27 protein-coding genes are annotated in these 21787 nt (G+C 65.5%); 16 read left to right on the forward strand and 11 right to left on the reverse strand.

The genetic code is table 11. From position 1 onward, the window contains the following. Positions 1–57: 57 nt before the first annotated feature. A complete protein-coding gene (rnhB, locus tag NGM06_RS17960; protein WP_368410453.1) occupies positions 58–735 on the forward strand; it encodes a ribonuclease HII in 678 nt (225 codons plus the stop codon). A 44-nt stretch (positions 736–779) separates the two neighbouring features. Here rnhB and NGM06_RS17965 read toward each other — a convergent pair whose 3' ends face one another. Continuing rightward, on the reverse strand, positions 780–1061 hold the full coding sequence (locus NGM06_RS17965) for a hypothetical protein (RefSeq protein ID WP_254268276.1): 282 nt from the start codon (positions 1059–1061) through the stop codon (positions 780–782). A 189-nt stretch (positions 1062–1250) separates the two neighbouring features. On the opposite strand from NGM06_RS17965, the gene NGM06_RS17970 reads away from it, so the two are divergent. After that, positions 1251–1832, forward strand: coding sequence for a hypothetical protein (locus tag NGM06_RS17970; protein ID WP_254268277.1), 582 nt, complete (start codon positions 1251–1253; stop codon positions 1830–1832). A gap of 52 nt (positions 1833–1884) precedes the next feature. Here the strand turns inward: NGM06_RS17970 and NGM06_RS17975 are convergent, their stop codons facing one another. Together NGM06_RS17975 and secF are read right to left on the reverse strand one after the other, a co-directional pair. Further along, positions 1885–3468 (reverse strand): preprotein translocase subunit SecD, encoded by a 1584-nt coding sequence (locus tag NGM06_RS17975; RefSeq protein ID WP_254268278.1) that lies wholly within the window; start codon positions 3466–3468, stop codon positions 1885–1887. Continuing rightward, entirely contained in the window at positions 3469–4350 is an 882-nt protein-coding gene (gene secF, locus NGM06_RS17980) for a protein translocase subunit SecF (protein WP_254268279.1), read from the reverse strand. Between the two features lie 148 nt (positions 4351–4498). On the opposite strand from secF, the gene NGM06_RS17985 reads away from it, so the two are divergent. Then, on the forward strand, positions 4499–4855 hold the full coding sequence (locus tag NGM06_RS17985; RefSeq protein ID WP_254268280.1) for a DUF7968 family protein: 357 nt from the start codon (positions 4499–4501) through the stop codon (positions 4853–4855). A gap of 12 nt (positions 4856–4867) precedes the next feature. Here the strand turns inward: NGM06_RS17985 and NGM06_RS17990 are convergent, their stop codons facing one another. After that, positions 4868–5341: a DUF5812 family protein gene (locus tag NGM06_RS17990; RefSeq protein WP_254268281.1), complete on the reverse strand. Its 474-nt coding sequence runs from the start codon at positions 5339–5341 to the stop codon at positions 4868–4870. A gap of 58 nt (positions 5342–5399) precedes the next feature. Further along, positions 5400–5951 (reverse strand): DUF8056 family protein, encoded by a 552-nt coding sequence (locus NGM06_RS17995; RefSeq protein ID WP_254268282.1) that lies wholly within the window; start codon positions 5949–5951, stop codon positions 5400–5402. A gap of 135 nt (positions 5952–6086) precedes the next feature. Here NGM06_RS17995 and NGM06_RS18000 point away from each other — a divergent pair, with 135 nt between their 5' ends. The 4 genes from NGM06_RS18000 to NGM06_RS18015 all read left to right on the forward strand — a co-directional run bounded on the left by NGM06_RS18000 (position 6087) and on the right by NGM06_RS18015 (position 10451). Beyond that, positions 6087–7379 (forward strand): phosphoglucose isomerase-related protein, encoded by a 1293-nt coding sequence (locus tag NGM06_RS18000; RefSeq protein WP_254268283.1) that lies wholly within the window; start codon positions 6087–6089, stop codon positions 7377–7379. A gap of 67 nt (positions 7380–7446) precedes the next feature. Further along, on the forward strand, positions 7447–8961 hold the full coding sequence (locus tag NGM06_RS18005) for a BGTF surface domain-containing protein (RefSeq protein ID WP_254268284.1): 1515 nt from the start codon (positions 7447–7449) through the stop codon (positions 8959–8961). Between the two features lie 80 nt (positions 8962–9041). Then, positions 9042–10169 (forward strand): CPBP family intramembrane glutamic endopeptidase, encoded by a 1128-nt coding sequence (locus NGM06_RS18010; protein ID WP_254268285.1) that lies wholly within the window; start codon positions 9042–9044, stop codon positions 10167–10169. 138 nt (positions 10170–10307) lie between these two features. Continuing rightward, complete coding sequence (locus NGM06_RS18015) at positions 10308–10451, forward strand: CopG family transcriptional regulator (protein WP_163519919.1); 144 nt, start codon at positions 10308–10310, stop codon at positions 10449–10451. A gap of 132 nt (positions 10452–10583) precedes the next feature. Here the strand turns inward: NGM06_RS18015 and NGM06_RS18020 are convergent, their stop codons facing one another. Together NGM06_RS18020 and NGM06_RS18025 are read right to left on the reverse strand one after the other, a co-directional pair. Continuing rightward, positions 10584–11048 (reverse strand): NOB1 family endonuclease, encoded by a 465-nt coding sequence (locus NGM06_RS18020; RefSeq protein ID WP_254268286.1) that lies wholly within the window; start codon positions 11046–11048, stop codon positions 10584–10586. Beyond that, positions 11049–11294 carry a PRC-barrel domain-containing protein gene (locus tag NGM06_RS18025; protein ID WP_163519921.1) on the reverse strand — a complete coding sequence of 82 codons (246 nt, stop codon included), beginning with the start codon at positions 11292–11294 and terminating at the stop codon, positions 11049–11051. Positions 11295–11441: 147 nt separating this feature from the next. Between NGM06_RS18025 and infB the strand changes: the two genes are divergently transcribed. The 3 genes from infB to NGM06_RS18040 all read left to right on the forward strand — a co-directional run bounded on the left by infB (position 11442) and on the right by NGM06_RS18040 (position 14832). Beyond that, positions 11442–13244 carry a translation initiation factor IF-2 gene (infB, locus tag NGM06_RS18030; RefSeq protein ID WP_254268287.1) on the forward strand — a complete coding sequence of 601 codons (1803 nt, stop codon included), beginning with the start codon at positions 11442–11444 and terminating at the stop codon, positions 13242–13244. 252 nt (positions 13245–13496) lie between these two features. Then, positions 13497–14453 (forward strand): WD40/YVTN/BNR-like repeat-containing protein, encoded by a 957-nt coding sequence (locus NGM06_RS18035; protein WP_254268288.1) that lies wholly within the window; start codon positions 13497–13499, stop codon positions 14451–14453. Between the two features lie 127 nt (positions 14454–14580). Beyond that, complete coding sequence (locus tag NGM06_RS18040) at positions 14581–14832, forward strand: DUF8015 family protein (RefSeq protein ID WP_254268289.1); 252 nt, start codon at positions 14581–14583, stop codon at positions 14830–14832. Between the two features lie 190 nt (positions 14833–15022). Here the strand turns inward: NGM06_RS18040 and NGM06_RS18045 are convergent, their stop codons facing one another. The 3 genes from NGM06_RS18045 to NGM06_RS18055 all read right to left on the reverse strand — a co-directional run bounded on the left by NGM06_RS18045 (position 15023) and on the right by NGM06_RS18055 (position 16769). Next, on the reverse strand, positions 15023–15415 hold the full coding sequence (locus NGM06_RS18045; protein ID WP_163519925.1) for a DUF5811 family protein: 393 nt from the start codon (positions 15413–15415) through the stop codon (positions 15023–15025). Positions 15416–15506: 91 nt separating this feature from the next. Further along, on the reverse strand, positions 15507–15983 hold the full coding sequence (locus tag NGM06_RS18050; protein ID WP_254268290.1) for a pyruvoyl-dependent arginine decarboxylase: 477 nt from the start codon (positions 15981–15983) through the stop codon (positions 15507–15509). 90 nt (positions 15984–16073) lie between these two features. Further along, entirely contained in the window at positions 16074–16769 is a 696-nt protein-coding gene (locus NGM06_RS18055) for a cupin domain-containing protein (protein ID WP_254268291.1), read from the reverse strand. A 116-nt stretch (positions 16770–16885) separates the two neighbouring features. Here NGM06_RS18055 and NGM06_RS18060 point away from each other — a divergent pair, with 116 nt between their 5' ends. After that, the gene (locus NGM06_RS18060; protein WP_254268292.1) at positions 16886–17425 is read left to right on the forward strand and encodes an XTP/dITP diphosphatase; all 540 of its coding nucleotides are present in this window, start codon (positions 16886–16888) and stop codon (positions 17423–17425) included. 24 nt (positions 17426–17449) lie between these two features. On the opposite strand, the gene NGM06_RS18065 is transcribed toward NGM06_RS18060, so the two are convergent. Next, entirely contained in the window at positions 17450–18403 is a 954-nt protein-coding gene (locus NGM06_RS18065) for an ArsR/SmtB family transcription factor (protein ID WP_254268293.1), read from the reverse strand. A gap of 374 nt (positions 18404–18777) precedes the next feature. On the opposite strand from NGM06_RS18065, the gene NGM06_RS18070 reads away from it, so the two are divergent. From NGM06_RS18070 to NGM06_RS18090, 5 genes are read left to right on the forward strand one after another with little or no spacing between them, the layout of a single operon-like run. Next, the gene (locus NGM06_RS18070; protein WP_254268294.1) at positions 18778–20010 is read left to right on the forward strand and encodes a translation initiation factor IF-2 subunit gamma; all 1233 of its coding nucleotides are present in this window, start codon (positions 18778–18780) and stop codon (positions 20008–20010) included. A gap of 1 nt (position 20011) precedes the next feature. Further along, entirely contained in the window at positions 20012–20392 is a 381-nt protein-coding gene (locus NGM06_RS18075; protein ID WP_254268295.1) for a type II toxin-antitoxin system VapC family toxin, read from the forward strand. A gap of 1 nt (position 20393) precedes the next feature. Next, a complete protein-coding gene (locus tag NGM06_RS18080) occupies positions 20394–20966 on the forward strand; it encodes a DNA-directed RNA polymerase (protein ID WP_163519932.1) in 573 nt (190 codons plus the stop codon). Positions 20967–20968: 2 nt separating this feature from the next. After that, on the forward strand, positions 20969–21166 hold the full coding sequence (gene spt4 / locus NGM06_RS18085; RefSeq protein ID WP_163519933.1) for a transcription elongation factor subunit Spt4: 198 nt from the start codon (positions 20969–20971) through the stop codon (positions 21164–21166). A 49-nt stretch (positions 21167–21215) separates the two neighbouring features. Next, the gene (locus tag NGM06_RS18090) at positions 21216–21737 is read left to right on the forward strand and encodes a GTP-dependent dephospho-CoA kinase family protein (protein ID WP_368410497.1); all 522 of its coding nucleotides are present in this window, start codon (positions 21216–21218) and stop codon (positions 21735–21737) included. Positions 21738–21787: the final 50 nt, after the last annotated feature.

A 21787-nucleotide genomic window follows, 5' to 3' on the forward strand; every position in this document is an offset into this window, starting at 1 on the left:
TCTACGACGAATCGGCGAGTAGCAACGTACAACTAGCCCGGACGCGTTGTCGGGACCGTGTTCGGAGTAGACGAGGCGGGCAAGGGTCCGGTGTTGGGGTCGATGTTCGCGGCCGCGGTCCGGATTCCGGACCCCGCCGACCTCCCGGCGGGCATCGACGACTCGAAGCGCGTCCCACCGGAGCGCCGGGAGGCGCTCGCGGCCGAGTTGCGCGACGACGACCGAATCGCGGTCGGCGTCACCGAAGTTCCGGTCGAACGCATCGACGACCCGGAGACCGACATGAACACGCTCACCGTGGCGGCCCACGCCGACGCCATCGCCGAGGTCGTGTCACCGAAGGCGGACGACGAGACCGTCGCGGGCCTCGCGGACGCGGGCGACACCAGCGAGGAGCGGTTCGCGCGCCGTGTCGCCGACCGCGCGCCCGCGGCGGTCGAACTGACCGCCGAACACGGGGCCGACGACGAGCACGCCGTGGTCGGGGCGGCCAGTATCGTCGCCAAAGTCGAGCGCGACGCCCACGTCGCGGCGCTCGCCGAGCGGTACGCCGAGAAGTACGGGTCGCGACTGGGCGACCTCGGGTCGGGCTATCCCGGCGACTCGACCACCCGCGAGTTTCTGGAGACCTTCGTGGCCGAGACGGGTCGGCTTCCGGACTGCGCGCGCCGGAGTTGGTCCACCTGCGAGGACGTGCTGGCCGCGGCCGAGCAGTCGGGTCTCGGGGAGTTCTAGGCCACGCGATTCGGGACGAGCGAAGGCGTCACCCGAGTCAGGGGTTACGACAGACTGTTCTCGGAGTAGTACGGCGGGAAATTCCACTTCAACAGGAGCGTCCGGATTCCGAGACCGACCAGCCAGATGCCGAGGACGGTGAACGCCACCGTGACGGGGTTCCACTCCGCGGCGTCCAAACCCATCGTAACGAGGCCGAACCCGACGGAGATGCCGACCACGGAGAGCAGCGTCCAGAGGACGCGCCCGACGAGGAGGTTGAGTTCCGCACGGACGGCGCGTCGGACGACGCGCTCTAACTGCTCGTCGGGGATGTCGGAGGGCATACCGAGGAGTTGTCGGCGTCAGTACAAGAAACTTCGCGTCGCGGTGCGAATCACACGAGGAGTAGAAGTCGGTCCTCGGGCGGCCCACGACCGCTCACCGACGGCCACTTGGGAAGATACCGCCACATTTTCTTTTATCTTATTTTGAAAATCTATAAATGATTCTACTATGAGGTTGAAAGCGCGACAATGACATTCGATAACGATACCATCGACCGACGGAGTGTTCTCAAGAAGGTCGCAGCAGGCGCGACAGTTATGGGTAGTGCAAGCGGCGTCGCAGGAGCCAAGACCGGAGAGGCGTCACACACGATGGCCGACCACGAGGCGGCCGTCGCTGGATACGAAGCCCCGGAGAGCGTTCGGGAAGTCGTCTCGGACCACGAGGAGGCACTCGAATCGCTTGCTGAGGACGGTCTCATCGAGGCGACGACTGCGGAGGACATGACGCTGGACCCGGACGGTCCAAACCGTGGAGAGGAGTACGAATACGTCGACTCGAATCGACGGGCCGATGGGTCGGTCGAACCGGAGATCAAAATCACCCGGATGACCGACGAGGGGTTGCTGACCTTTGCGATTCGCCCAGAGAGCGGCGAACGATGGGCACTCCTCGGTGAGCGTGGGTCGGAACCGACGGTTCTAGACGGTGCGACCACGCTCGGAGTCTGTGACGGCGGAACGTGTGAAAAGGTTTGTTGCGACGACTGTTGCACTCCGTGCTTCTGTTCGCCGGGGTGTGACGAGTGGTGCTACGACTGCAACTGCTGACCGAGAAGTCCGTTCGGCCCGAAACTATTTTCGAGAAAATATTCGCGTGCGGTTACTTGTCCGTCAGCAGACTCCGCAGGATGTCACCGTACGCGGGTCGCGTGACCAGCACGCCGATGAGGACGCCGAGGATGGTGATGAGCGCGAACCCTTGGAGGTCCCCGAGGCTCAGCACCGCCAGCGGACTCATCGCGATGATGGTCGTCGCGGCGGCCGCGCCGATGACCCAGAACGCCTTGCGGAACCGGCTCTGGAACACCCGCGAGGAGTTCACGTCGCCCTCGGACATCACCTCGTCGGCGATGATGATGAGGTCGTCCACCCCGGTCCCGATGACCGCGATGAACCCCGCGATGTGACTGAGGTCCAGCGGCAGTTGGATGGCCGCGGCGACTCCGAGCAGGATGACGACCTCCGAGAGCGCCGTCACCAGCATCGGCGCGGCGACCTTCGGGTCACCGTACCGCAGGAAGACCACGGCGCTGACCGCCGCCACGGCCACCAGTCCCGTGATGAGCGAGTAGAGCTTGAACTCCTCGGCCAGACTCGGCGCGAGGAAGTAGGAGGTGCCCTGATCCAGATTCAGCGACGCCGGGAGCGACCCCGCGTTCAGGTGAATCTGCAGTTCGCGGGCCTCGGACAGGTTGGCCGTGCCCATGACGAAGTTGGGACTCTGGGTGAACTTCTCCTGTCGGAAGGTCTGGGCCAAGCCCTCGGCCATGTTCGCCGCGTAGACGACTTCGCCGTCCACGACGGTGTACAGGCAGTAGCCGGGGTTCTCCGGATTCGCTCGATAATTACAGGCGTTGACGCCCTCGCCGGTGAAACCGAACGCCCGCATCGCGTGCGAGAAGTTCTCGGCCGCCTGCTGGTTCAGCACCACCGGCACGTTCGGGCCGACAGTTTGCGTCACTTCGGCGGTCCCGATACTGCTGAAGTCGCCCTGCGAGAGCAGGGGAACTCGGCGGTACTGGGTCCCGTTACCGCTCTGGTTCTGTGCCGGGAAGACGGCGACGACCTGCACCTGCCCGCGCTCGGTCACCAGGTCCCTGACCTGACTCTGATTGGTGTTGGGCATCTCGATGACGATGAAGTGTTCGTTGCTCGCGGTCGTCACCTGCTGGACTCGCCCGCCGGAGAGTCCGGCCTCCGATATCTTGTCTCGGAGGATGCGAGTGATGGTGTTGCGAGTCTGCTCGGTGACTCCCTGCCGGATGGTGTCGTACTCGTATCCGGTCTGCTGGAGCGCCGAGGCGAACTCGTCTTCGGTGACGTTCTCGCTGAACACTTCGACGGTCGTGGTCTCGTTGGCCGCGGCCGCGAGACGCACGCTCACGTCGGCGGCCCCGACGCCGGAGAGGTTCCCGGCGACCTGCCGCTCGACGGCGCCCGGTCCTGTACCTTGAGGTACGTCCACGTTCTCGGCGGTGAGACCGTTGACGGGCGCGCGGATGCGAGTCCCGCCGGAGAGTTCGAGCCCGAACTGGAGGTTCGTCGGGCCGTCGCTGGCCTGTTCGACGACTGCGCCGCTCCCGCCGCCGTCGTCGCCGCCGACGCCGGGGGCGAATATGGCGAACGTACTGACCACGAGGAAGATGGCGAGCAGGATGACTCGCCAGTTGTCACGAATCTCCATCTATCTGGCCACCCCCTCGTACTTGTACCAGCGAAGCAGACTCAGGTTGAGCATGTAGGTGTTCATGAGGTCGGTCGCGAGTCCGAGGACGAGGACGACGCCGATGGACGCCAGCAGTTCGATGCCGAACAGGTACGAGACCAGCGCCATCACTGCCATCGCGGACAGCGACGTGACGGTCATCGTCACGCCGGTCCGCATCGCGCGGTGGGTGGACTCGTAGAAGCTGCCCGACCGGCGCAGGATGTGGTTGTTCAGCAGGATGTCGGAGTCCACCGAGTACCCGATGAGCATCAGCAGTGCCGCGACGGTCCCCAGCGAGAGCGGGATACCGAGCAGGTTCATCAGCGCGACGGGAATCACGATGTCACTGAACGCGGAGATGACAACCGCGATGGAGGGGACGAACGACCGGAACATCAGGAAGACGAGGACGCTCATTCCGGCGAACGCGAGGCCGATGCCCAGCAGTGCGAGGCGTTGGGTCTCCTGACCGAAACTCGCGGAGGTCCCTTGGACCGACTTCACCATGTCGGCCTCCGTCTGTCCTTGGACCGGCTCTAAGTTGTTTCTCGCCTGTTGGGCGATGTTCTCGGTCTCCGGCGGGAAGGTCACGATGTAGGTGTTGTCGGCCGTTCGGACCGGAGTAATCGTCGGTTCCACGTCGAAGGAGGTGCGAATTTCGGAGGGCGGTGTGGAGGTCTGGACTCGTAGCTCTGTTCCTCCAGTAAACTCCATGCCGAGTCGTACTGGTGCGCCGGTGAAGACGTACCACCCGACGATGACCAGCAGTGCGACGGCGAGAACTGCGAGGGGAATCGCCGCCAACTGCCGGTTGGAGTACTGGGTGTAGTCCACCTCCGGCACTTCGAACGCTACCATATGGGAGAGGAATGGGGTACGGCCGTGAATAAGTGTTCTTATCCCTTCTCGTTCTCGTCAGTCGGTTCGCCGAGGACTGAACGGCGTACTGACGACGGAACTCGGTTCGGGAAGAAGGCTCAAACCGTTCGCGGGCGTATCCGCAGTCATGAGTGAAACCGACGACCTGCGAGACCGACACGAGGACCTCACGCCCGCCGACCGAGTGGTCGTCTCCTACCCGGCGGACCTGAGCGACTGGGGTCGGTTTCAGGTCGAGAAGGACACGTTCGAGGCCTACCTCCGGAAGACCAAGACCGACCGGGTTCGGCAGGGCGACGGGTGGGAGGAGTTCGTCGGCGTCGGGTGCTGTGGCAGTACGCTGGACGTGCCGCTCCGAGTCGAGCGAATCGAGAGCGGTGAGACGTTCGGACCCGACACCGAAATCGAGTGGGCGGTCCGGGAGGCCTGCGGGATGCAGGGCGGGTGGAAGGTCCAGAGTCGGGACGGACCGAACGAGGTGTGACGCGACCGTCTTCTACGGCATGTATCGGACGCTGACGACGCCGTCATCCGCGCGGACTTCGACCCGGGAGACGCCGAGTCTGGCCGCCCGCGAGAGGGTCGCCTCGTCGTCCAACACGTCCGAGACCGCGTCCTCGGTGTCCTCCGGCGGGACCGTGAGGACGTGAATCTCGCCCTCTCCGGCGCGCTCGGTCCGGGCGATTTCGCCAACGTCCTGCTCGTCTGCGAGTTCGCGCTCCTGTACGGTCGGTGGCTCTTCGCTCCGCTCGGTCGAGAGGTTCCGGCGCTCCTCGACCTCGACGACGGACCACGTGAGGTTCATCGGCTTGTCGGGCGCGACCGTGGCTTCGACCGCGTCGGTCTCCTCGACGCCGGGATTCGACGAGAGGGTGTGAACCTGCCCGTCGTGGACGTCCTTCAGTACAGCCGAATCGCCCTCGGCGTGCGTGACGAGGAAGGTACTCGTCTTCTCGTCGGGGTCGCTCATGGTCCGGCGTAGGTCTCCCGGGGTTTTCCCGGTTGCGTTTGTGGGCGACGGGGACGCGCTACCGCGCGACCCGGTGGACGACTAGAATCAGCGCTGCGGCGAGCAGCGGCGGCGCGACGGCGTAGGTCGCCGGGAGCGAGTAGAGGAACTCCACCGCGGGCGCGACCAGCGCGGGGGGCGTCTCGCGCTGACCGGGCGGTGCCGAAATCAGCAGCGAGACGTACAGCGACAGGACGAAGACGTACCCGGCGAGCGCGAGCGAGGCGTCGGCGCGGGCGCTCGCGGTTCCGCGGGCGTGACGCTGTCCGGCCGAGTAGACGGGCGCGGCCAGTGCCACCAGCAGCAGGACCCCGGCGACGACGAGGAACGCCCGCGAGAAGGTGGCGAGTTCGGACCCGCCAGCGGTGTTGAACACCCAGACCGGAATCGCGAGCAACAGCAGCACTCCGACCAGCGCCCCGAGGAGCGCGCTCACGACCACGTAGGACTTGAGAAGTCGGGAGTCGGTCCCGGCGAACGACCGGCGGAACGCCGCGACGAGGACGCTGCGGGACCCGTCGGTCTCGGTCCGCGGTTCCTCCGGTTCGGTTCCGGTCTGCGCGTCGCCCATCTTCTCCGGACGTTAGGGTAGCGGGGTGAAAAGGGGTGCGATGAGTCACCGGGAACGGCGGGCGTCCGCGGGGTCGAGTCCACGAACCGAGGAGCAACCATTTAGTCGCGCGCCATCGCGGATACGAACACCACCATGCGAGTAGACCTCGGTAACGCACTCTCCGACGTCGCCACCCCCGGCCTCTCACGCGAAGCCCTCGACGAACTCGACGAGCGAGTCGCCGACGCCCACGAGCGCATCCAACGAGGGCGCGACGAGTCCGAACACGGCTACGCCGCGCTGAACCTCCCCGACACCGCGAACCCCGACGCGATTCGGCGCGCGGTCGAACCCTTCGCCGACGCCGAGGCGGTCCTGACCGTCGGCATCGGCGGGTCCGCGCTCGGCGCGGCGACGCTCGCCCGCGCCCTGCCCTCCGAGACGGACGCCTTCTTCCTCGACAACGTGGACCCCGAACACGTCACGCGACTGCTCGACTCCCTGCCGCTGGCCGACACCGCGGTCAACGTCGTCTCGCGCTCGGGCACCACCGCCGAGACGCTCGCCAACTTCCTCGTCGTGCGCGAGGCCATGGACGACGCCGGGGTCGATTGGACCGACCGGACCTTCGTCACCACCGGCGAGGAGGGGAACCTCCGGCGACTCGCGGAGACGGAGGACCTGCCCGCGCTCGCGGTGCCAGACGGGGTTCCCGGCCGGTTCTCTGTCCTCTCGACCGTGGGGCTGGCCTGCGCCGCGATACAGGGCCACGACATCGACGCCATCCTCCGCGGTGCCGGAGACGAGGCCGACCGACTCGCGGGGTCGCTGTACGACTCGCCCGCGTACGCCTACGGCGCGGCGTCCTACGCCCTCGAAGAACGCGGCGCGGCCGTCAACGCGATGATGCCCTACGCCGAGTCGCTCGAAACCTTCGCCGAGTGGTTCGCCCAGTTGTGGGCCGAGAGCCTCGGCAAAGACGGTCGGGGCCAGACCCCCGCCCGCGCGCTCGGTGCGACCGACCAACACTCCCAACTGCAACTCTACCGGGCCGGTCCTCACGACAAGATGGTCACGCTCGTGCGACCCGAGGAGCGGGCGGACCGCGACATCCCGCACACCGACCTTGACGGTCTCTCGTATCTCGGCGGGTCGTCGCTCGGGGACCTCTTGGACGCCGAGTTCGAGGCCACCGAAGCCAGTCTCGCCGCCGCGGGTCAGCCCAACGTCCGCGTCGAAATCGACCGCATCGACGAGCGGAGTCTCGGCGAACTCCTCTACGGCATGGAGGCCGCCTGCGTTCTCTACGGCGAACTCGCGGGCGTGAAGACGTTCACGCAACCGGCGGTCGAGTGGGGCAAGAAGGCCGCGCGAGGGCTGTTGGGCGGCGGCGACTTCGAGGAGGCCGACGCCGTCGCCGAGAAGACGACGCTAACTGTCGAGTAGCTCGGGACCTAAAACAGTAAATTTTTGACAGTAGGGCGGGTAGATTACCGCGGATATTGTTAGAATCATGGTCGAGATAGCCCTCCATCGACGGATAGCGCTCGCACTGGCGTTGGTCGCACTCGTCTCTAGTACGGCCGCGGGCGCTCCCGCCTCGCCTGTAGGTGTATCGAGCGACATCGTGGACGCATCCCCGACCGAAGCGAATCCCGCGCTTGCTCAGACGAACGGGACGACCACCGAGGGAAACGTCTCTGCAACCATCGTTCACGACGGTGAACCTCTAGAGTTTCGTCCGGCCCGGAACCAGAACGTCACCATCCGAACGAACGCCGACGCTGGCACCGAACTGAACGTGGTACTCAGGGAGAACGGCCAGTACGCAGACATGTACGACGTGACGGTCTCGGAGGACGGCACTGCGACGGCGAATCTCGACCTCCGCATGGCGGAACCGGGGACGAACGTGACGGTTACAGTCAATCAAGAGGGGCGGAAACTGGCCGAGGCGACCGGTGTCGTGACGAATCACGAAGTTACGTTCGTCCACGACGGTGGCCGTCTCGTCTTGGAGACCGCCGAGAATCAGACTGTCCGCGTTCGGTCCGACGCCACACCGGGGACGGAGTTCACCGTCCAAGTGAAGGCGAGCGGTGAGTTCCTCAAGGCCCAGAAGGTGGCCCTCGGGGACGACGGCACCGCCACTGCCGCTTTCGACCTCAGCGACGTCAGAGGCGGAACCGAGTTCGTCGCCTCTGTGCGCCAAAGCCGCGACACCGGGGTCGAGGGTCTCGTCGTGAACGAGTCGGCGACCGTGCGCAGAAACGGGACGCTGACCGTGGACGACCCGGCGTCGAACTACACGATTCGGGGCCGCGTCGGCGACCAGACCGTCACGAAACTCGACGTCAACGTGTCGGCGTCAGATTCGACGTTCGACGCCTCGCGGACCGTCACGGTCGACGAGGGTGGTCGCTTCAACGCGACGTTCGAACTCTCGTCGCTCTCAGCGGGCACCGAACTCTCGGTCGACGTCGGCGGAGTGCCTCGGACGGTGTCCGAACTCGTCGTAACCGAGGCGTCCGGCGACGCCACCGTGTTCGCTTTCGTCGAGACCCCGCTGAACCTCACGGTCGAGCGTCCGGGAGAGGCGGTGTTGGTCCGCGCCGCTCCCGACCAGACGATTCGCGGAACGACGAACCTCCGTCCGGGCACTGAAATCGTCGTGACCGCCGAGAACGGCGCGATGAACGTGCCGAACGACTTCTCGTTGTCCGACACCGCCACGGTTCGAGAGAACGGCACCTTCGCCGCGACGCTGGACTTCGGCGAGGCCGAGACGGGGGCGAACTTCACGGTCACGGTCGAGCGGGGTCTCCCACTGGCAGAGGTGGACGGACGCGTCGTGAACGAGTCGGCCGTAATTCCCACGACGACCGCTCGCACGACCACCGCCGACGAATCGGCGGCGTCCACCACTTCGACGACCGACGGTAGCAGCGGGTCCAGCATCCCGGGATTCGGCGTCCCGGTGGCGCTCGTCGCGGTGGCGGCCGGACTCGCACTCGCGCGGCGGAACTGACGACTCGTCGCACCCGACACAACTCACCGCGCCAACATACAAACACAGGGACTTTAGCCCGGCCACCCCTTGTTCGGAGTATGGAAGACCGTTCTGCTGCGAGCGTGGGCGTCGTGTTGGCCGGATTCGCCCTCGCGGCCGCCGCGCTCCCGTGGGGAACCGTCGGCATCGGTCCCGTCGAAAACGTGATTCTCGCCGTCCTCGGCGCGACCGCGTTCGGCGCTTTCTCGCTGCGACGCCATGACGTACTCGCCCGCGGTCCCGGGTCGCTCGTCGCTGGCGTCGCCAGTCTGGCCGTCGTCGGCTACGTCGGCGTAGCGAGAGCGAGCGCACTCGCCGGTCACAGTACGCTGGCCGGGGGAACGGCGCTATCCGTCGATGTAACTGCGGTCTCACCGTGGGGCGTGACCCTCGCGCTACTCGGCGGCGTAGGCGGCGTCATCGCGGCGTACGGCGACGGCCGGGGTCTCCCCGAGTCGCTGGGTACGGCCGTCAAAGCCGCCGGATGGGGTCTCGCGGTCGGATTCGCCGGACTGTTCGCCATCGCGGCGTGGGCCAGCGTGCTCGTGAGTATCGCGGCGGGACTCGTCCCCGGCGACCCCGGCACGGCCGCTCAACTCGCCATCAGCGCGGTCGCGCTCGGTCTGGGCACCGGCACCGTCGCGCTGATATACTTCCAGTGGACGGACAAGACGCTGGCGTTTCTGGACTTCCGCGTCCCGACACTGCGCGACCTCGGCTACGTCGTGGGCGGCGTCCTCGCGCTGTTCGGGCTACAGGTACTCGTCACGGTCGTCTTCTCCCAACTCGGCCTGAGCACCGCCGAACACAACGTCCAGCAGGCCGCGGCGGGCGGTAACGCCGAAATCCTCCTGTTGCTGATTCCGGCGTCGTGGCTCATCATCGGTCCGGGCGAGGAACTGCTCTACCGCAACATCATCCAGAAGTCGCTGTATCCGACGTTCGGCGATTGGGGCGGCGTGCTGGTCGGGAGCGTCGTGTTCTCGCTGGCACACATCCCCGCCTACGCTGCCGGGGCCGACCTCCCCGCGCTACTGAGTACGCTCGCGGTCATCTTCTTCCTCTCGCTCATCCTCGGGGCGACGTACCTGAAGACGGACAACGTGACCGTCTCGGCGCTGATCCACGGTACGTTCGACGCCATCATCTTCGCGGCGATGTACGTCCAGATGACCGGCGGCGCGTGACCGGTCGAGTCGTGGCTGACAACGGACCGGTCGAAATCGAACGTTCGCCCCGGAGACGGGGCGTCTGCCGTCCGTGCGTCCCGCGTCCGCCTCGCGTCTGACGTAGATTTAACACCTGCAACGACCTCTGAACGCCTCATGGAGCGTCGCTACTCGATCACCTGCGAGCGCGACCGCGCCAAGCGCATCGAGACGCTGGCCCGCGAGTACGACCTGACGACGCAGGAGGTCCTCCGGCAACTCATCGAAGTCGGACTCGAAGAGATAGAGACCGACGAGTGAGTGCGCAGCGACTCCGCGTGCGCGAGCGACAGCGCAGGTTGGGCGGGAGACGAGTCCCAGAACAGAGGAGGCCCGTTGCGGACGAATCCGGTCGGCGAGTCGAACGTCGGACGGAGGGGTAGTTCGGTCGGTTCAGGCGTTCGACGGGTTCTTGCGGGTGAGTTCGCTCCCGCAGATGGGGCATCGGTCCTTGTTCTCGTCGAATTCGCGCCCGCATCCCTGACACTGGAACCGCCAGTCGCGCTGTTCGGCGATGCCCTCCTGCGCGATGACCTCGACGTTCACGTCCATGTGTTCGGCGACGTTCTGCATGGCGTAGTCGTCGGTGACGAGCGTCGCGTCGAGTTCGAAGGCACCGGCGATGAGTCGAACGTCGGTGTCGGAGAGTTCCTCGAAGTCGCCGGTCTCCTTGGCGGCCCGGCGCACGCGCTCTACCGCGCCGTCCTGCGGGATGTGGATGTGCATCCCGGACCCCTCCATCGCGTCGAAACGATAGGCGCTCTCGTCCTCTAGTTCCTCGCGGACCATCGGGATGCTCGCCGTGTCCGCGTTGGTGTGATACTCGTTGATGAAAGCTGAGGCGTCTAGAACGTACATTTACCGCTGAACGACGATGTAGTCTTTTACTGCCTGCACTCGTTTGACGGGGACCTGAAACCGACCCTCTTCGTCGGAGTCGAACTCCACCGTGCCACGTTGCAACTGTTCGTCAGGTTCGACGAGTAGGTCCGCGAGTTCACCCGTCTTGAGGTCCATGGTGATGTTGTACAGCATACCGAGTTCTGTCCCGTCTGACCCCATGACGGCCTTCCCCGAGAGGTTTTCGGCGAGGATTTTCGACATACGGGGGGTTACTGAGTGCTACACCATAAAGGATACGGGGTGGTGCGACCCCCGACAGTTCGGGCGCTGACGTACAGCGGAGTGAAAAAGTTAAATGCTACGCGGAGTACCTCTTGAGTAAGAACCTTCTTTCCCCGGTGGTAGCCTATGCCTGACACTAATACACGCGAGAACGAACGAGGTTTGCGCACCCCCATCGTCGCCGTACTGGGACACGTAGACCACGGCAAGACCAGTCTTCTGGACAAAATACGCGGTTCGACCGTCATCGAAGGCGAAGCAGGTGCAATCACCCAGCACATCGGGGCGACCGCCATCCCGCTCGACGTGGTGTCGAAGGTCGCGGGAAGCCTCATCGACCCGAGCGACTTCGACCTGCCCGGTCTGCTGTTCATCGACACGCCGGGTCACCACTCGTTCACGACGCTCCGGTCGCGCGGCGGCGCGCTGGCGGACATCGCCATCCTCGTCGTGGACGTGAACGACGGCTTCCAACCGCAGACCCTCGAAGCCATCAACATTCTCAAACAGTCCCAGACGCCGTTCGTCGTCGCGGCGAACAAGATCGACACCATTCCGGGGTGGAAACCGAACGAGGACGCGCCGGTCCAACAGACCAAAGAAGCCCAGAGCGACCGCGTGCAGTCGGCGCTCGACGAGCAGCTCTACGAGATTATCGGCGAACTCAGCGACGAGGGGTTCTCGGCCGACATGTACTGGCGCGTGCAGGACTTCCGGGGGAACATCGGCGTGGTGCCGGTCAGCGCGGAGACCGGCGAGGGCGTTCCCGACCTGCTGACCGTCCTGATGGGTCTGGCCCAGCGGTACATGAAGGAGGACATGGCCATCGACGTGACCGGACCGGGCGCGGGCACCGTCCTCGAAGTCAAAGAGGAGAAGGGCTTCGGGACGACCCTCGACGTCGTGCTGTACGACGGGACCATCCGCGAGGACGAGACCATCGTGGTCGGGGGTCTGGACGACCCCATCGTGACCGACGTGCGCGCCATCCTGAAACCCCGGCCGCTCGCCGAGATTCGGACCGAAGACCGCTTCGAGAAGGTGGACGAAATCGCGGCCGCGTCCGGCGTCAAAATCGCCGCACCCGACCTCGACGACGCGATGGCGGGCGCGCCGGTCCGAGTCGTCCGGGACCGAGACATCGAGGAGGTCATCACGGAGGTTCGGGCCGAACTCTCCGAAATCGAGGTGGAGACCCAAGAACAGGGCGTCGTCGTGAAGGCCGACACGCTCGGCAGTCTGGAGGCCATCGCGAACGCCATGGACGAGGCCGAGATCCCCATCATGCGCGCCGAAGTCGGCGACGTGGCTCCTCGCGACATCAGCGTGGCGTCCACCGCGAGCGAGGACACGCACAAGACCATCCTCGCGTTCAACGTGGACGTGCTGGCCGACGCCGAAAAGCAAGCGGAGGACAGCGACGTGAAACTGTTCGAGAGCGGCGTCATCTACCGACTCATCGAAGAGTACGAGGAGTACGTCGAGGAACTCGAACGCGCCCAGCAGGAGACGGTGCTGGACAACATCACTCGACCCGCGCGGTTCCAGATTCTCAAGGACCACACCTTCCGACAGAACGACCCCGCCGTGGTCGGCGTCGAGATTCTCGCGGGCACCGTCAAGAAGAACAGCAACGTGGTGAAGTTCGACGGGAACGACCCGACGCGGGTCGGCCAACTCAAGGGGATTCAGGAGCAGGGCGACGACGTGGACGAAGCGCGTAGCGGGAACCGCGTCAGCGTCGCCATCGACGGACCGACGGTCGGCCGCCAGATAGAGGAGGGCGACGAACTCTGGATGGAACTCCCGGAGAAGCACGCCAAGATTCTCGAACAGGAACTCGCCGACGACATCCCGGTAGACGAACTCGAGGCGCTCCAGATGTACCTCGACAAACGGCGCAAGCGCGACCCCTTCTGGGGGAAGTAGGTCGGACCGAAACCGCTGTCCGCGACGAATCGACCCGGATTCCGGCCGCGTGTCGAGGTCGATTATAAACAACCGGCTCTATTTTTCACCATTTATTACTCAATCAGTCCAAACTATACTGGGATTAAAATTACTCCTCGATGTTGGGTTTTCGCGGGTTTCAGCCACGATTGCGTGGTTTTAAACGGTCTGAAGAGCGGGAACGGATTCCTCCTTTGAAGTATCAACCCTCGTTCACTGTCGAGTGGAGTCATGACGGAACGTATTACGACGCGACGACGGTTCCTGCAAGCATCGGCCGCGACGGTCGTAACTGCCGCCCTCCCCGCGACTGCGACCGCCGCCGAAACCGGATGGACGGTCGCCGAGACCCCCACCGGAAACACCCTCTACGACGTGGAGTACACGGCAGACAGCGCGTACGCGGTCGGCGCTGGCGGCGTCGCCATCCGCCGGACGGCCGACGGCTGGCGGAAGGTCTTCGACGGCGGCGTGACCGGAAACGGGAACTCGCTGTACGGCGCGGACGTGACCGACGACGGGAAGCAGATTTGGATGGTCGGTTCCTCGGGCGCGGTCGGCGCGTACGACGTGGAGACCGGGACTCTCTACGACCACTCCAAGCCGGTCGGGAGCACGAACAACTTCAACGACGTGTCCGTGACTGGTCCCGCTGGCGATGCCAACGTCTACGTCGCGGGCGACTCGGGCAAGGTCTACTACAGTTTCGAGAACGGGGCGTCCCAGACGTGGAACTACGTCACGCCCGGTAGCGGGTCGGGACTCTCGGCCATCGACTTCCACGACGTGAAGTCCGGCCACGTCGTGGACACTAACCAGACGGTGTTCCAGACCACCGACGGCGTCACCTACGACGACATCGGCATCGCCGACGCGAACGTCAACTTCTACGGCGTGGACAGCGACGCCACCGACGACGTGTGGGTGTCGGGCGGCGGCGGCATGGGCTTCCACTGGGACGGTGCCAACTGGACGCCGACCGACCTCGGCGACGCCGGTCTCCGCGACGTCGAAGTCACCGACGACGACCGAAACGGCTTCACCGTCGGCGGGGGCGGCAAGGTCTTCGATCTGACCGACGGCAAGTGGGCGCAGGACGCCACGCCGACCGGCCAGAACCTGAAGGCGGTCGTCCGCGGCAGTCCGAACGTCGCCGTCGGTGCTGGCGGGACGGTCGTCGAGAACTGAGCGGCGTCGAACCTCGCGACAGGCCTTCCGACTCCAGCGTCGCCCTCGGCCGCTGGCGGATAAGATTACCACCGACCAATAATTTTTAGTCAATCCCTACCCTATACACCTACGGAAAGGTGGTTTCATGCTCGGGCAAATCCAACTACCCAGTGGTAACGCCGGAGTACCGAACGTATCCTACTACGACCTCGCTCTCGTCTTCCTTCCGATGCCGCTGCTGGTCGGTCTGCTCGCCGGGCAACTGTTCGGCGTCACGTCCCAGTTCGGCGTGTCGGCGGGCGCGATGCTGTCGGCGATTGCGCTCGCCCATCTTCTCTTCCGGAACCCGCCGACGCGCCGCGGTCCGCGCGGACGGGTCGGCGGACCCTCCGCGTGAAACTGCTGATTCTCCTGCGTGAGAGTCGATGGCCGCTCTGCGTGAGAACCAGTAGCCGTTCGACACGACGGACAGTAGTCGTTCGACACGACGGACAGTAGTCGTTCGACACGACGGACGGTAGTCGGTTCCGCGTGAAAATCGAGGGTCGTTCGAGTGAAAGTACGGGACCGCCCGGCAGACGCGACGCTTATCGCGCGGTCGGCGTGATGTTGTCGCCCATCATCTGCTTGACCTGCATGGCGGCACTCGCCGCGAGGCCGCGGGCGACCTCCGCCTCTTCGTGCGTTTCGAGGTTGTCGCCGTCGAAGTCGTCGATGCTGGGTTTGAACCCCGCACTCACGGGGTGGCCGACCGGCGGTTGGACCGACACCTGCGCCTGCGGTCCGTTGCCGTCGTCGGCGACCTTCGACCCGACGACGTACTCGTCGGGGAGGAACTCGCGGGTCCGGGTGGCGATGTCGGTGATGCTGTCGCGAAGCGACTGTTTCTGCTCGGGGGAGAGGTCCGGAACGTCGGCGTTCGCACGTTTACCGGCCTGCGTCTTGCCGGGGACGCCCGCGTAGGGGGTGTTTCCGTTCATCGGTCTAACGACGATACTTTAGTTCCCGACGTTATAAAAGCTCTCGGCTTCGGCAGGCTCTGACACGGTTCGCTACTGCGAGCGAATCTGCTCAACAAATCGGTTCGCTCTCGCCGTAGACGGCCATGACGACCGCCGACGCGTAGACTCCGGCCTCGGCGTCGATGCTGGCGGTCTCGACGCGTTCGTCGGTGAACGTCCACTCGCGAAGTTCTCGCCCGGCCGCGAGACCGGTCCGGACGCGCTCGGCGACGGCTTCGGGGTCGGTCTCGCCCGCGGCCTCGTAGAACAGGCCCGGTCCCTCCTCGCTCTGGGACCATCCGAGCGCGGCCGAGACGTGTCCCGGTCCGGCGCGCGTCGCGCGCGCCTCCACGACCGTCAGGCGCTCGCCAGCGGGTCCGAGGTCCGGGGCCGTGCCGACCGCTTCGACCTCGGCGTCGGCCGGAATCACCGACGAGACCGACACGAGGTTGTAGTTGTGGAGGTTGGCGTCCGCGAGAGCGGCGTCGTACGAGGACATCTCGGTGGGTCCGGTTCCCGTTCCCCACGCGACCCGAATCGTGCTCATATCTGGAGTGAGTCGCCGGGCGAGGTAAGGAATTGCGATTTTCGGTCCGGTCGCCGACTCGGCAGTGAGGTCCCTCACCACCGAGTCCGGTCAGAGGTTCGGTTGTTCGACGGTCTCTGTCCAGAACTCGTCGCGGAGGTGTCGCTCCTCGACCGGTCGATGGCCGAGGGCCTTCGCGACGCGGCCGAGCGTGGCCCAGAGGAGTCGCTGGACGGCCGGGGGTCCGACCGCGACTCTCGTGCCGTCTCGGAGGTACTCGCTCATCACGAGTCCGTAGAGGAGGCTCGGTTCGCCGTAGTCGCCGCCCGAACCGAACGCCCCTTCGTGGTCCAACCCGGAGACGGTGAGTTGCGTTTCGAGGGTCTTCGCCCACGGGAGGTCCACGTAGAAGGCGACGAAGTCGTCGGTGTCGTTCCGGAAGTAGTGTTCGCGCCCGGGCCGGACGGTGTACTCCTCGCCGGGTTCGAGACGGCGGGGGTCGCCTTCCTCGACGACAGTCAGTTCGCCTTCGACCGCGCGGAACTGCTCCTCGTCGGTGGTGTGGACGTGCGCCGGAAGCTCGGTCGCGTCGGGCGACAACCAGACCAACATGGCAGGCGACTCGTCGGCGTCGTCGGGCCACCGCAGGGGAGCCATCCACATCCCGGTTCCGGGGCTGGACGCGAGCGGATAGGGTGAGTCCTCGAACAGGTCGGCGGCGGTCCCTTCGGGGTCGAGTTCGAGCGCGGGTCCGTCGGTGGGTGTGCCGTCCTCGTCGAGGGGACGCCCGGTCGTGAGCGAGTCCATGCTCGAAACAGTCACCCAAGCATCATAACTTCCGGGGAACGCTCGCCGGAGAACGTCGGGCGAATCAACGACTATAACCTACGCGCACCCTCACCCCGAATCAACGGAGACCCTTCATGACCATCAGATTCGTGACGAGCAACGCGGGCAAGGTCCGAGAGGCGCGCGAGTACCTCGACGACGACGTGGAGCAGATAAACTACGACTACACGGAGGTTCAGAGCGACGACCTCGGCGAAATCGCGGTGACCGGGGCGAAAGAGGCCTTCGCCGAGACCGGCGGGGACGACCCCGTGGTCGTGGACGACGCGGGCCTGTTCGTGGACGCGCTCGGCGGGTTCCCCGGCCCGTACTCCTCGTACGTCGAGGACACCGTGGGCGTCGAGCGCGTCTGGAACCTCGTGGAGCGAGAGGAGAACCGCCGCGCGCACTTCCGGTGCGTGGTGGCCTACTACGACGGCGAGACCGCCGAGACGTTCGACGGCGCGGTGCCGGGCCGCATCGTCGCACCGCGCGGCGAGGGCGGGTTCGGCTACGACCCCATCTTCGAACACGAGGGCGAGACGATGGCCGAGATGAGTACGGAGCGCAAGAACGCGATTTCTCACCGGGGACGGGCGCTGGCGAAGTTCGCGGACTGGCTGACCGAGAACTGAGCGAACTACGTCTCTCGCGGTCGCTCAGTCCGAAACCGCCTGCGTCCCGTCGGAGGACGCCGACCGACAGGACCGTTCCAGTTCGAGGACGGTCAGGTCGCCGTCGAGGGTCACCGACAGCACTTCGTCGTCCAGCGGAATCTCGACCAGAATCTGCCACGGGTCCTCCGAGAGGATGGTCGTCTGCTCGTCGCTGACGCACCACGCGAGATCCCAGTACGGCGTCGTACACAGGTCCACGCCGTGTTCGCGGTGGAACGTCACCACGTCCGACTGGTCGAGCAGCGAGAGTCCCACCGCCGAGTAGAGTTGGTGGTGGCACTGCTCGCACTCGTGGTCCACTCGCACCTCCAGACCGAGGAAGTCCTCGTCGTCGCGGGTAATCGTGGTGGACATCCGGCCGTTGCACTCCGGGCAGACGCCGTCGGCCGCGAGGCAGTGGAGGTGGCGCACGCGCTGGTTGAACGCGTCCATGATCTCCTCGCGGGTGCGGTCGTTCAGTCCGCCCGGCGGGAAGGGGTAACAGCCGTGGTTCTTCTCGCACTCCTTGCACTCGATGACCAGCATCTCGTCGCTGTAGTACGCCTGTAGCCCCCCGTCGCAGGTCGCACAGGTCCCCTCCACGTCGAACGGACCCATCTCGGGGTGTTCGTTGAACGACCCCGCGAGGATTGCCCGGACGACCTTCTTCCCGGCCTGCCGGAAGTCGTACCCGTCGTCGGTCTGGACGACGAAGTGGTCGGTGAGTTGCTTGAGGTGGTAGTTGAACTGGGCGCTGTCGCGCATGCCGACCTCGCGTCGAAGCTCCGAGAAGTTCACCGGTCGGTCCGAAGCCTTCCAGAGCGCCTCCAGAATCGACAGTCGCGTCTCGTTGGCGATGACCGAGAACGCCTCGGCCGGGGCCACGCAGTCCTCGCAGTCCCGAATCGTGGACTCCTCGGCGTCGAGGTCGGCGTTCGGCCCTGTTGTTCCGCTCATACGACGAGATGCGGTCGCATCCGGCTAAAGTGTTGCCTTAATCGCATTTTTGTTACGTTTCTTACTATTCGGCGGAGGCGCGCTGTACCGTCAGCAGGCCGGTCGACGGCCAAAACTTGTTTACTCGAAGCGATGGTGATCCCTCGAAGAGCGATGCTGCTGGAACTGGTCGCGTCGGACGGTACTCTCTCGGCGACTGACGGAGAGCGAACGCGTCGGGCGCGTCCCCGCCAATCGTGATTCCGCCGACCGGGACCGTACCGACCGTCGTAATTGTGAGGGGTGGGAACCGCCCTCGGCACCCGAACGAGAACAGTAGGTTTATCAGTCGTTCGGGGCGAATCTTCCAGTAGAATTACTTCAGGAGGTCAACTTTGACAGGAAATTACGCCCAACCGGAGGTGAATATCGGACTGGTCGGTCACGTAGACCACGGAAAGACGACGCTCGTGCAGGCGCTTTCCGGCGAATGGACCGACCAACACTCCGAGGAGATGAAGCGTGGCATCTCCATCCGGCTCGGGTACGCAGACGCCACGTTCCGGCAGTGTCCCGGTCTCGACGAGCCGGAGCGATACACGGTAGACGAGACGTGTCCGGACGGCAGCGAGAGCGAACCGCTTCGCACGGTGTCGTTCGTGGACGCGCCCGGCCACGAGACGCTGATGGCGACGATGCTCTCGGGTGCGGCCATCATGGACGGCGCGGTGCTGGTCGTCTCGGCCAGCGAACCCGTCCCGCAGGCCCAGACCGAGGAGCACCTGATGGCGCTCGACATCATCGGCATCGACAACATTGTCGTGGCCCAGAACAAGATCGACCTCGTGGACCGCGAGCAGGCCCAGCGCAACTACGAGGAGATACAGGAGTTCGTGGAGGGCACCGTCGCCGAAGACGCGCCGGTCGTCCCCATCTCCGCCCAGCAGGAGGTCAACATCGACCTCCTGATGCAGGCCATCGAGGAGGAGATTCCGACGCCCGACCGCGACCCCGACGCGGACCCGCGGATGCACGTCGCTCGGAGTTTCGACATCAACCGTCCCGGCACGACGTGGGACGGTCTGATGGGCGGCGTCCTCGGCGGCAGTCTGGTCGAGGGCCGACTCACGCAGGGCGACGACATCGAACTCCGTCCCGGCCGCGAAGTGGACGAGGGCGGCGAGACGCGATGGGAACCCGTCGAGACAGACGTGCGCTCGCTGCAGGCGGGCGGCGAGACGGTGGACGAAGTGACGCCGGGCGGACTGCTCGGCGTCGGTACCGGTCTCGACCCCAGTCTCACGAAAGGCGACGCGTTGGCGGGACAGGTCGCTGGGACGCCCGGTACCCTCCCTCCGACGTGGAACCAGTTCACGATGGAGGTGGACCTGCTCGAACGCCTCGTCGGACTCGACGACCAGGACATCGACGACATCTCGACCGGCGAACCGCTGATGCTCACCATCGGCACCGCCACGACGGTCGGGTCCGTGACCAGCGCGCGCGAGGGCGAGTGTGAGGTCGCGCTCAAGCGACCGGTCTGCGCACCCGAGGGTGCCCAGATAGCCATCAACCGCCGCATCGGCGCACGCTGGCGACTTATCGGAGTCGGCACGCTCACCGAGTAGCATGGTCGTCAGGGTCGCCTTGGATACGAGCGCACTCATGATGCCGGTCGAGTCGGACGTGCGGTTGTTCGACGAACTCGACCGACTCCTCGGCACCTTCGAGTGCGTCGTCCCCCGCGCCGTCTGCGACGAGCTGTCGAAGCTCGCGGAGGGCGCCGGAAAGGAAGCCGTCGCAGCGAGCGTCGGTGCGGACTTGGCGGCCGAACGGTGTCGAACCGTCGAACACGAAGCATCGTACGCAGACGACGCGCTGGTCGAACTCGCCCCCGAGTTCGACTACGTCGTCACGAACGACGGTCCCCTCAAGGGGCGTCTGCTCGACGCGGACGCACCGGTAATTCATATAAGGGGCCGGAACAAACTCGCAATCAGCAAACCTTAGCATGTACAAACGGGTTAGACTCAAAGATACGGTCGAGGTACCCCCAGAACACCTCGCAGAGGTGACGCCGGAGCTAGTGAAGCGGCTTCTGCAGGACAAGTTGGAGGGACGAATGGACGAAGACGTCGGAAGCGTCGTCAGTGTCGTGAACGTCAACGACATCGGCGACGGTGCAGTGCTTCCGAACAGACCGGGCGTGTACTACGAGGCCGACTTCGACGCGGTCACGTACGACCCCCAGATGCAGGAAGTCGTGGACGGCGAAATCGTGGAGGTCGTCAACTTCGGTGCCTTCGTCGGCATCGGTCCGGTGGACGGCCTGCTCCACGTCTCGCAGATCTCCGACGAGTACCTCGCGTACGACGAAGAGGGCCAGATGCTCGCGTCTCGCGAATCGAACCGCACGCTCGGCGTCGGCGACTCGGTGCGAGCGCGCATCGTCACCAAGAGCATCGACGAGCGCAATCCGCGCGAGAGCAAGATCGGTCTCACGGCCAAGCAGGTCGGTCTCGGCAAGCACGGCTGGCTGAAAGAGGAACGCGAGAAGCGTCAGGCCACCACCGAGAGTGAATAACGATGGCTAGCAACCGCCTCGCCTGCCGCGAATGTCACGCCGTGGCCGAACCCGACGAGGACACCTGTCCCATCTGCGGTTCGACCAGCCTCACCGAGGACTGGAGCGGCTTCGTCATCATCGCGCACCCCGACGAGAGCCAGATCGCCGAGGAGATGGAAGTGACCGAACCGGGCAAGTACGCGCTGAAAGTCCGGTAACCGCTACTGATTCACCGTGAGCGACGTTCTCGTCACCTTGCCCGCGGAGATGCGCGGGGAACTCAAGGAGCCGATGGGACCGATTTTCACCGACGCCGAGCGCCTGCTGGCGGCGGCGGGCGACGGGCCGCTCGTCGCGGTGGGCGACGTGGTGACCTACCATCTCGAACGCGCTGGCGTCGCGCCCGACGTGGCCGTGGTGGACGGCCTGACCGAGCGGGAGGCGGTCGATGACGACGTGGCAGCGGGCGTCGCCAGACTCGGCGAATCTGCACGCGAGGTTCACGTCGAGAACCCCGCCGCGACCGTCACCCGCGAGATGGTGGAGGCGCTCCGCGAGGCGATCGCCGACCCCGACCCGACCGTCGTCGTGGTCGAGGGCGAGGAGGACCTCGTCACCCTCCCGGCAATCGTGGCCGCACCGCTGGGCGCGAGCGTAGTGTACGGTCAGCCGAGCGAGGGGATGGTCCTCGCCGACGTGACCGCGGACGCCAAGGAGAGGATGCGCGACCTCTTGAGCCGAATGGACGGCGACGCCGACGCTCTGTTCGAGATTCTGGACGCGACGTAGCTGCGGTCCGCGGCCGAGCCAGGTTGTTCACTTCGAAATCCTTTTACAAC

The organism is Halorussus aquaticus (genome assembly GCF_024218795.1).
GTDB classification, from domain to species: Archaea; Halobacteriota; Halobacteria; order Halobacteriales; family Haladaptataceae; genus Halorussus; species Halorussus aquaticus.

Coding starts and splice junctions, on each gene's coding strand:
- NGM06_RS17965 (WP_254268276.1), bottom strand. CDS start 1,061: ATGCCCTCCGACATCCCCGACGAGCAGTTAGAGCGCGTCGTCCGACGC.
- NGM06_RS17970 (WP_254268277.1), top strand. CDS start 1,251: ATGACATTCGATAACGATACCATCGACCGACGGAGTGTTCTCAAGAAG.
- NGM06_RS17975 (WP_254268278.1), bottom strand. CDS start 3,468: ATGGAGATTCGTGACAACTGGCGAGTCATCCTGCTCGCCATCTTCCTC.
- secF (WP_254268279.1), bottom strand. CDS start 4,350: ATGGTAGCGTTCGAAGTGCCGGAGGTGGACTACACCCAGTACTCCAAC.
- NGM06_RS17985 (WP_254268280.1), top strand. CDS start 4,499: ATGAGTGAAACCGACGACCTGCGAGACCGACACGAGGACCTCACGCCC.
- NGM06_RS17990 (WP_254268281.1), bottom strand. CDS start 5,341: ATGAGCGACCCCGACGAGAAGACGAGTACCTTCCTCGTCACGCACGCC.
- NGM06_RS17995 (WP_254268282.1), bottom strand. CDS start 5,951: ATGGGCGACGCGCAGACCGGAACCGAACCGGAGGAACCGCGGACCGAG.
- NGM06_RS18000 (WP_254268283.1), top strand. CDS start 6,087: ATGCGAGTAGACCTCGGTAACGCACTCTCCGACGTCGCCACCCCCGGC.
- NGM06_RS18005 (WP_254268284.1), top strand. CDS start 7,447: ATGGTCGAGATAGCCCTCCATCGACGGATAGCGCTCGCACTGGCGTTG.
- NGM06_RS18010 (WP_254268285.1), top strand. CDS start 9,042: ATGGAAGACCGTTCTGCTGCGAGCGTGGGCGTCGTGTTGGCCGGATTC.
- NGM06_RS18015 (WP_163519919.1), top strand. CDS start 10,308: ATGGAGCGTCGCTACTCGATCACCTGCGAGCGCGACCGCGCCAAGCGC.
- NGM06_RS18020 (WP_254268286.1), bottom strand. CDS start 11,048: ATGTACGTTCTAGACGCCTCAGCTTTCATCAACGAGTATCACACCAAC.
- NGM06_RS18025 (WP_163519921.1), bottom strand. CDS start 11,294: ATGTCGAAAATCCTCGCCGAAAACCTCTCGGGGAAGGCCGTCATGGGG.
- infB (WP_254268287.1), top strand. CDS start 11,442: ATGCCTGACACTAATACACGCGAGAACGAACGAGGTTTGCGCACCCCC.
- NGM06_RS18035 (WP_254268288.1), top strand. CDS start 13,497: ATGACGGAACGTATTACGACGCGACGACGGTTCCTGCAAGCATCGGCC.
- NGM06_RS18040 (WP_254268289.1), top strand. CDS start 14,581: ATGCTCGGGCAAATCCAACTACCCAGTGGTAACGCCGGAGTACCGAAC.
- NGM06_RS18045 (WP_163519925.1), bottom strand. CDS start 15,415: ATGAACGGAAACACCCCCTACGCGGGCGTCCCCGGCAAGACGCAGGCC.
- NGM06_RS18050 (WP_254268290.1), bottom strand. CDS start 15,983: ATGAGCACGATTCGGGTCGCGTGGGGAACGGGAACCGGACCCACCGAG.
- NGM06_RS18055 (WP_254268291.1), bottom strand. CDS start 16,769: ATGGACTCGCTCACGACCGGGCGTCCCCTCGACGAGGACGGCACACCC.
- NGM06_RS18060 (WP_254268292.1), top strand. CDS start 16,886: ATGACCATCAGATTCGTGACGAGCAACGCGGGCAAGGTCCGAGAGGCG.
- NGM06_RS18065 (WP_254268293.1), bottom strand. CDS start 18,403: ATGAGCGGAACAACAGGGCCGAACGCCGACCTCGACGCCGAGGAGTCC.
- NGM06_RS18075 (WP_254268295.1), top strand. CDS start 20,012: ATGGTCGTCAGGGTCGCCTTGGATACGAGCGCACTCATGATGCCGGTC.
- NGM06_RS18080 (WP_163519932.1), top strand. CDS start 20,394: ATGTACAAACGGGTTAGACTCAAAGATACGGTCGAGGTACCCCCAGAA.
- spt4 (WP_163519933.1), top strand. CDS start 20,969: ATGGCTAGCAACCGCCTCGCCTGCCGCGAATGTCACGCCGTGGCCGAA.
- NGM06_RS18090 (WP_368410497.1), top strand. CDS start 21,216: ATGCGCGGGGAACTCAAGGAGCCGATGGGACCGATTTTCACCGACGCC.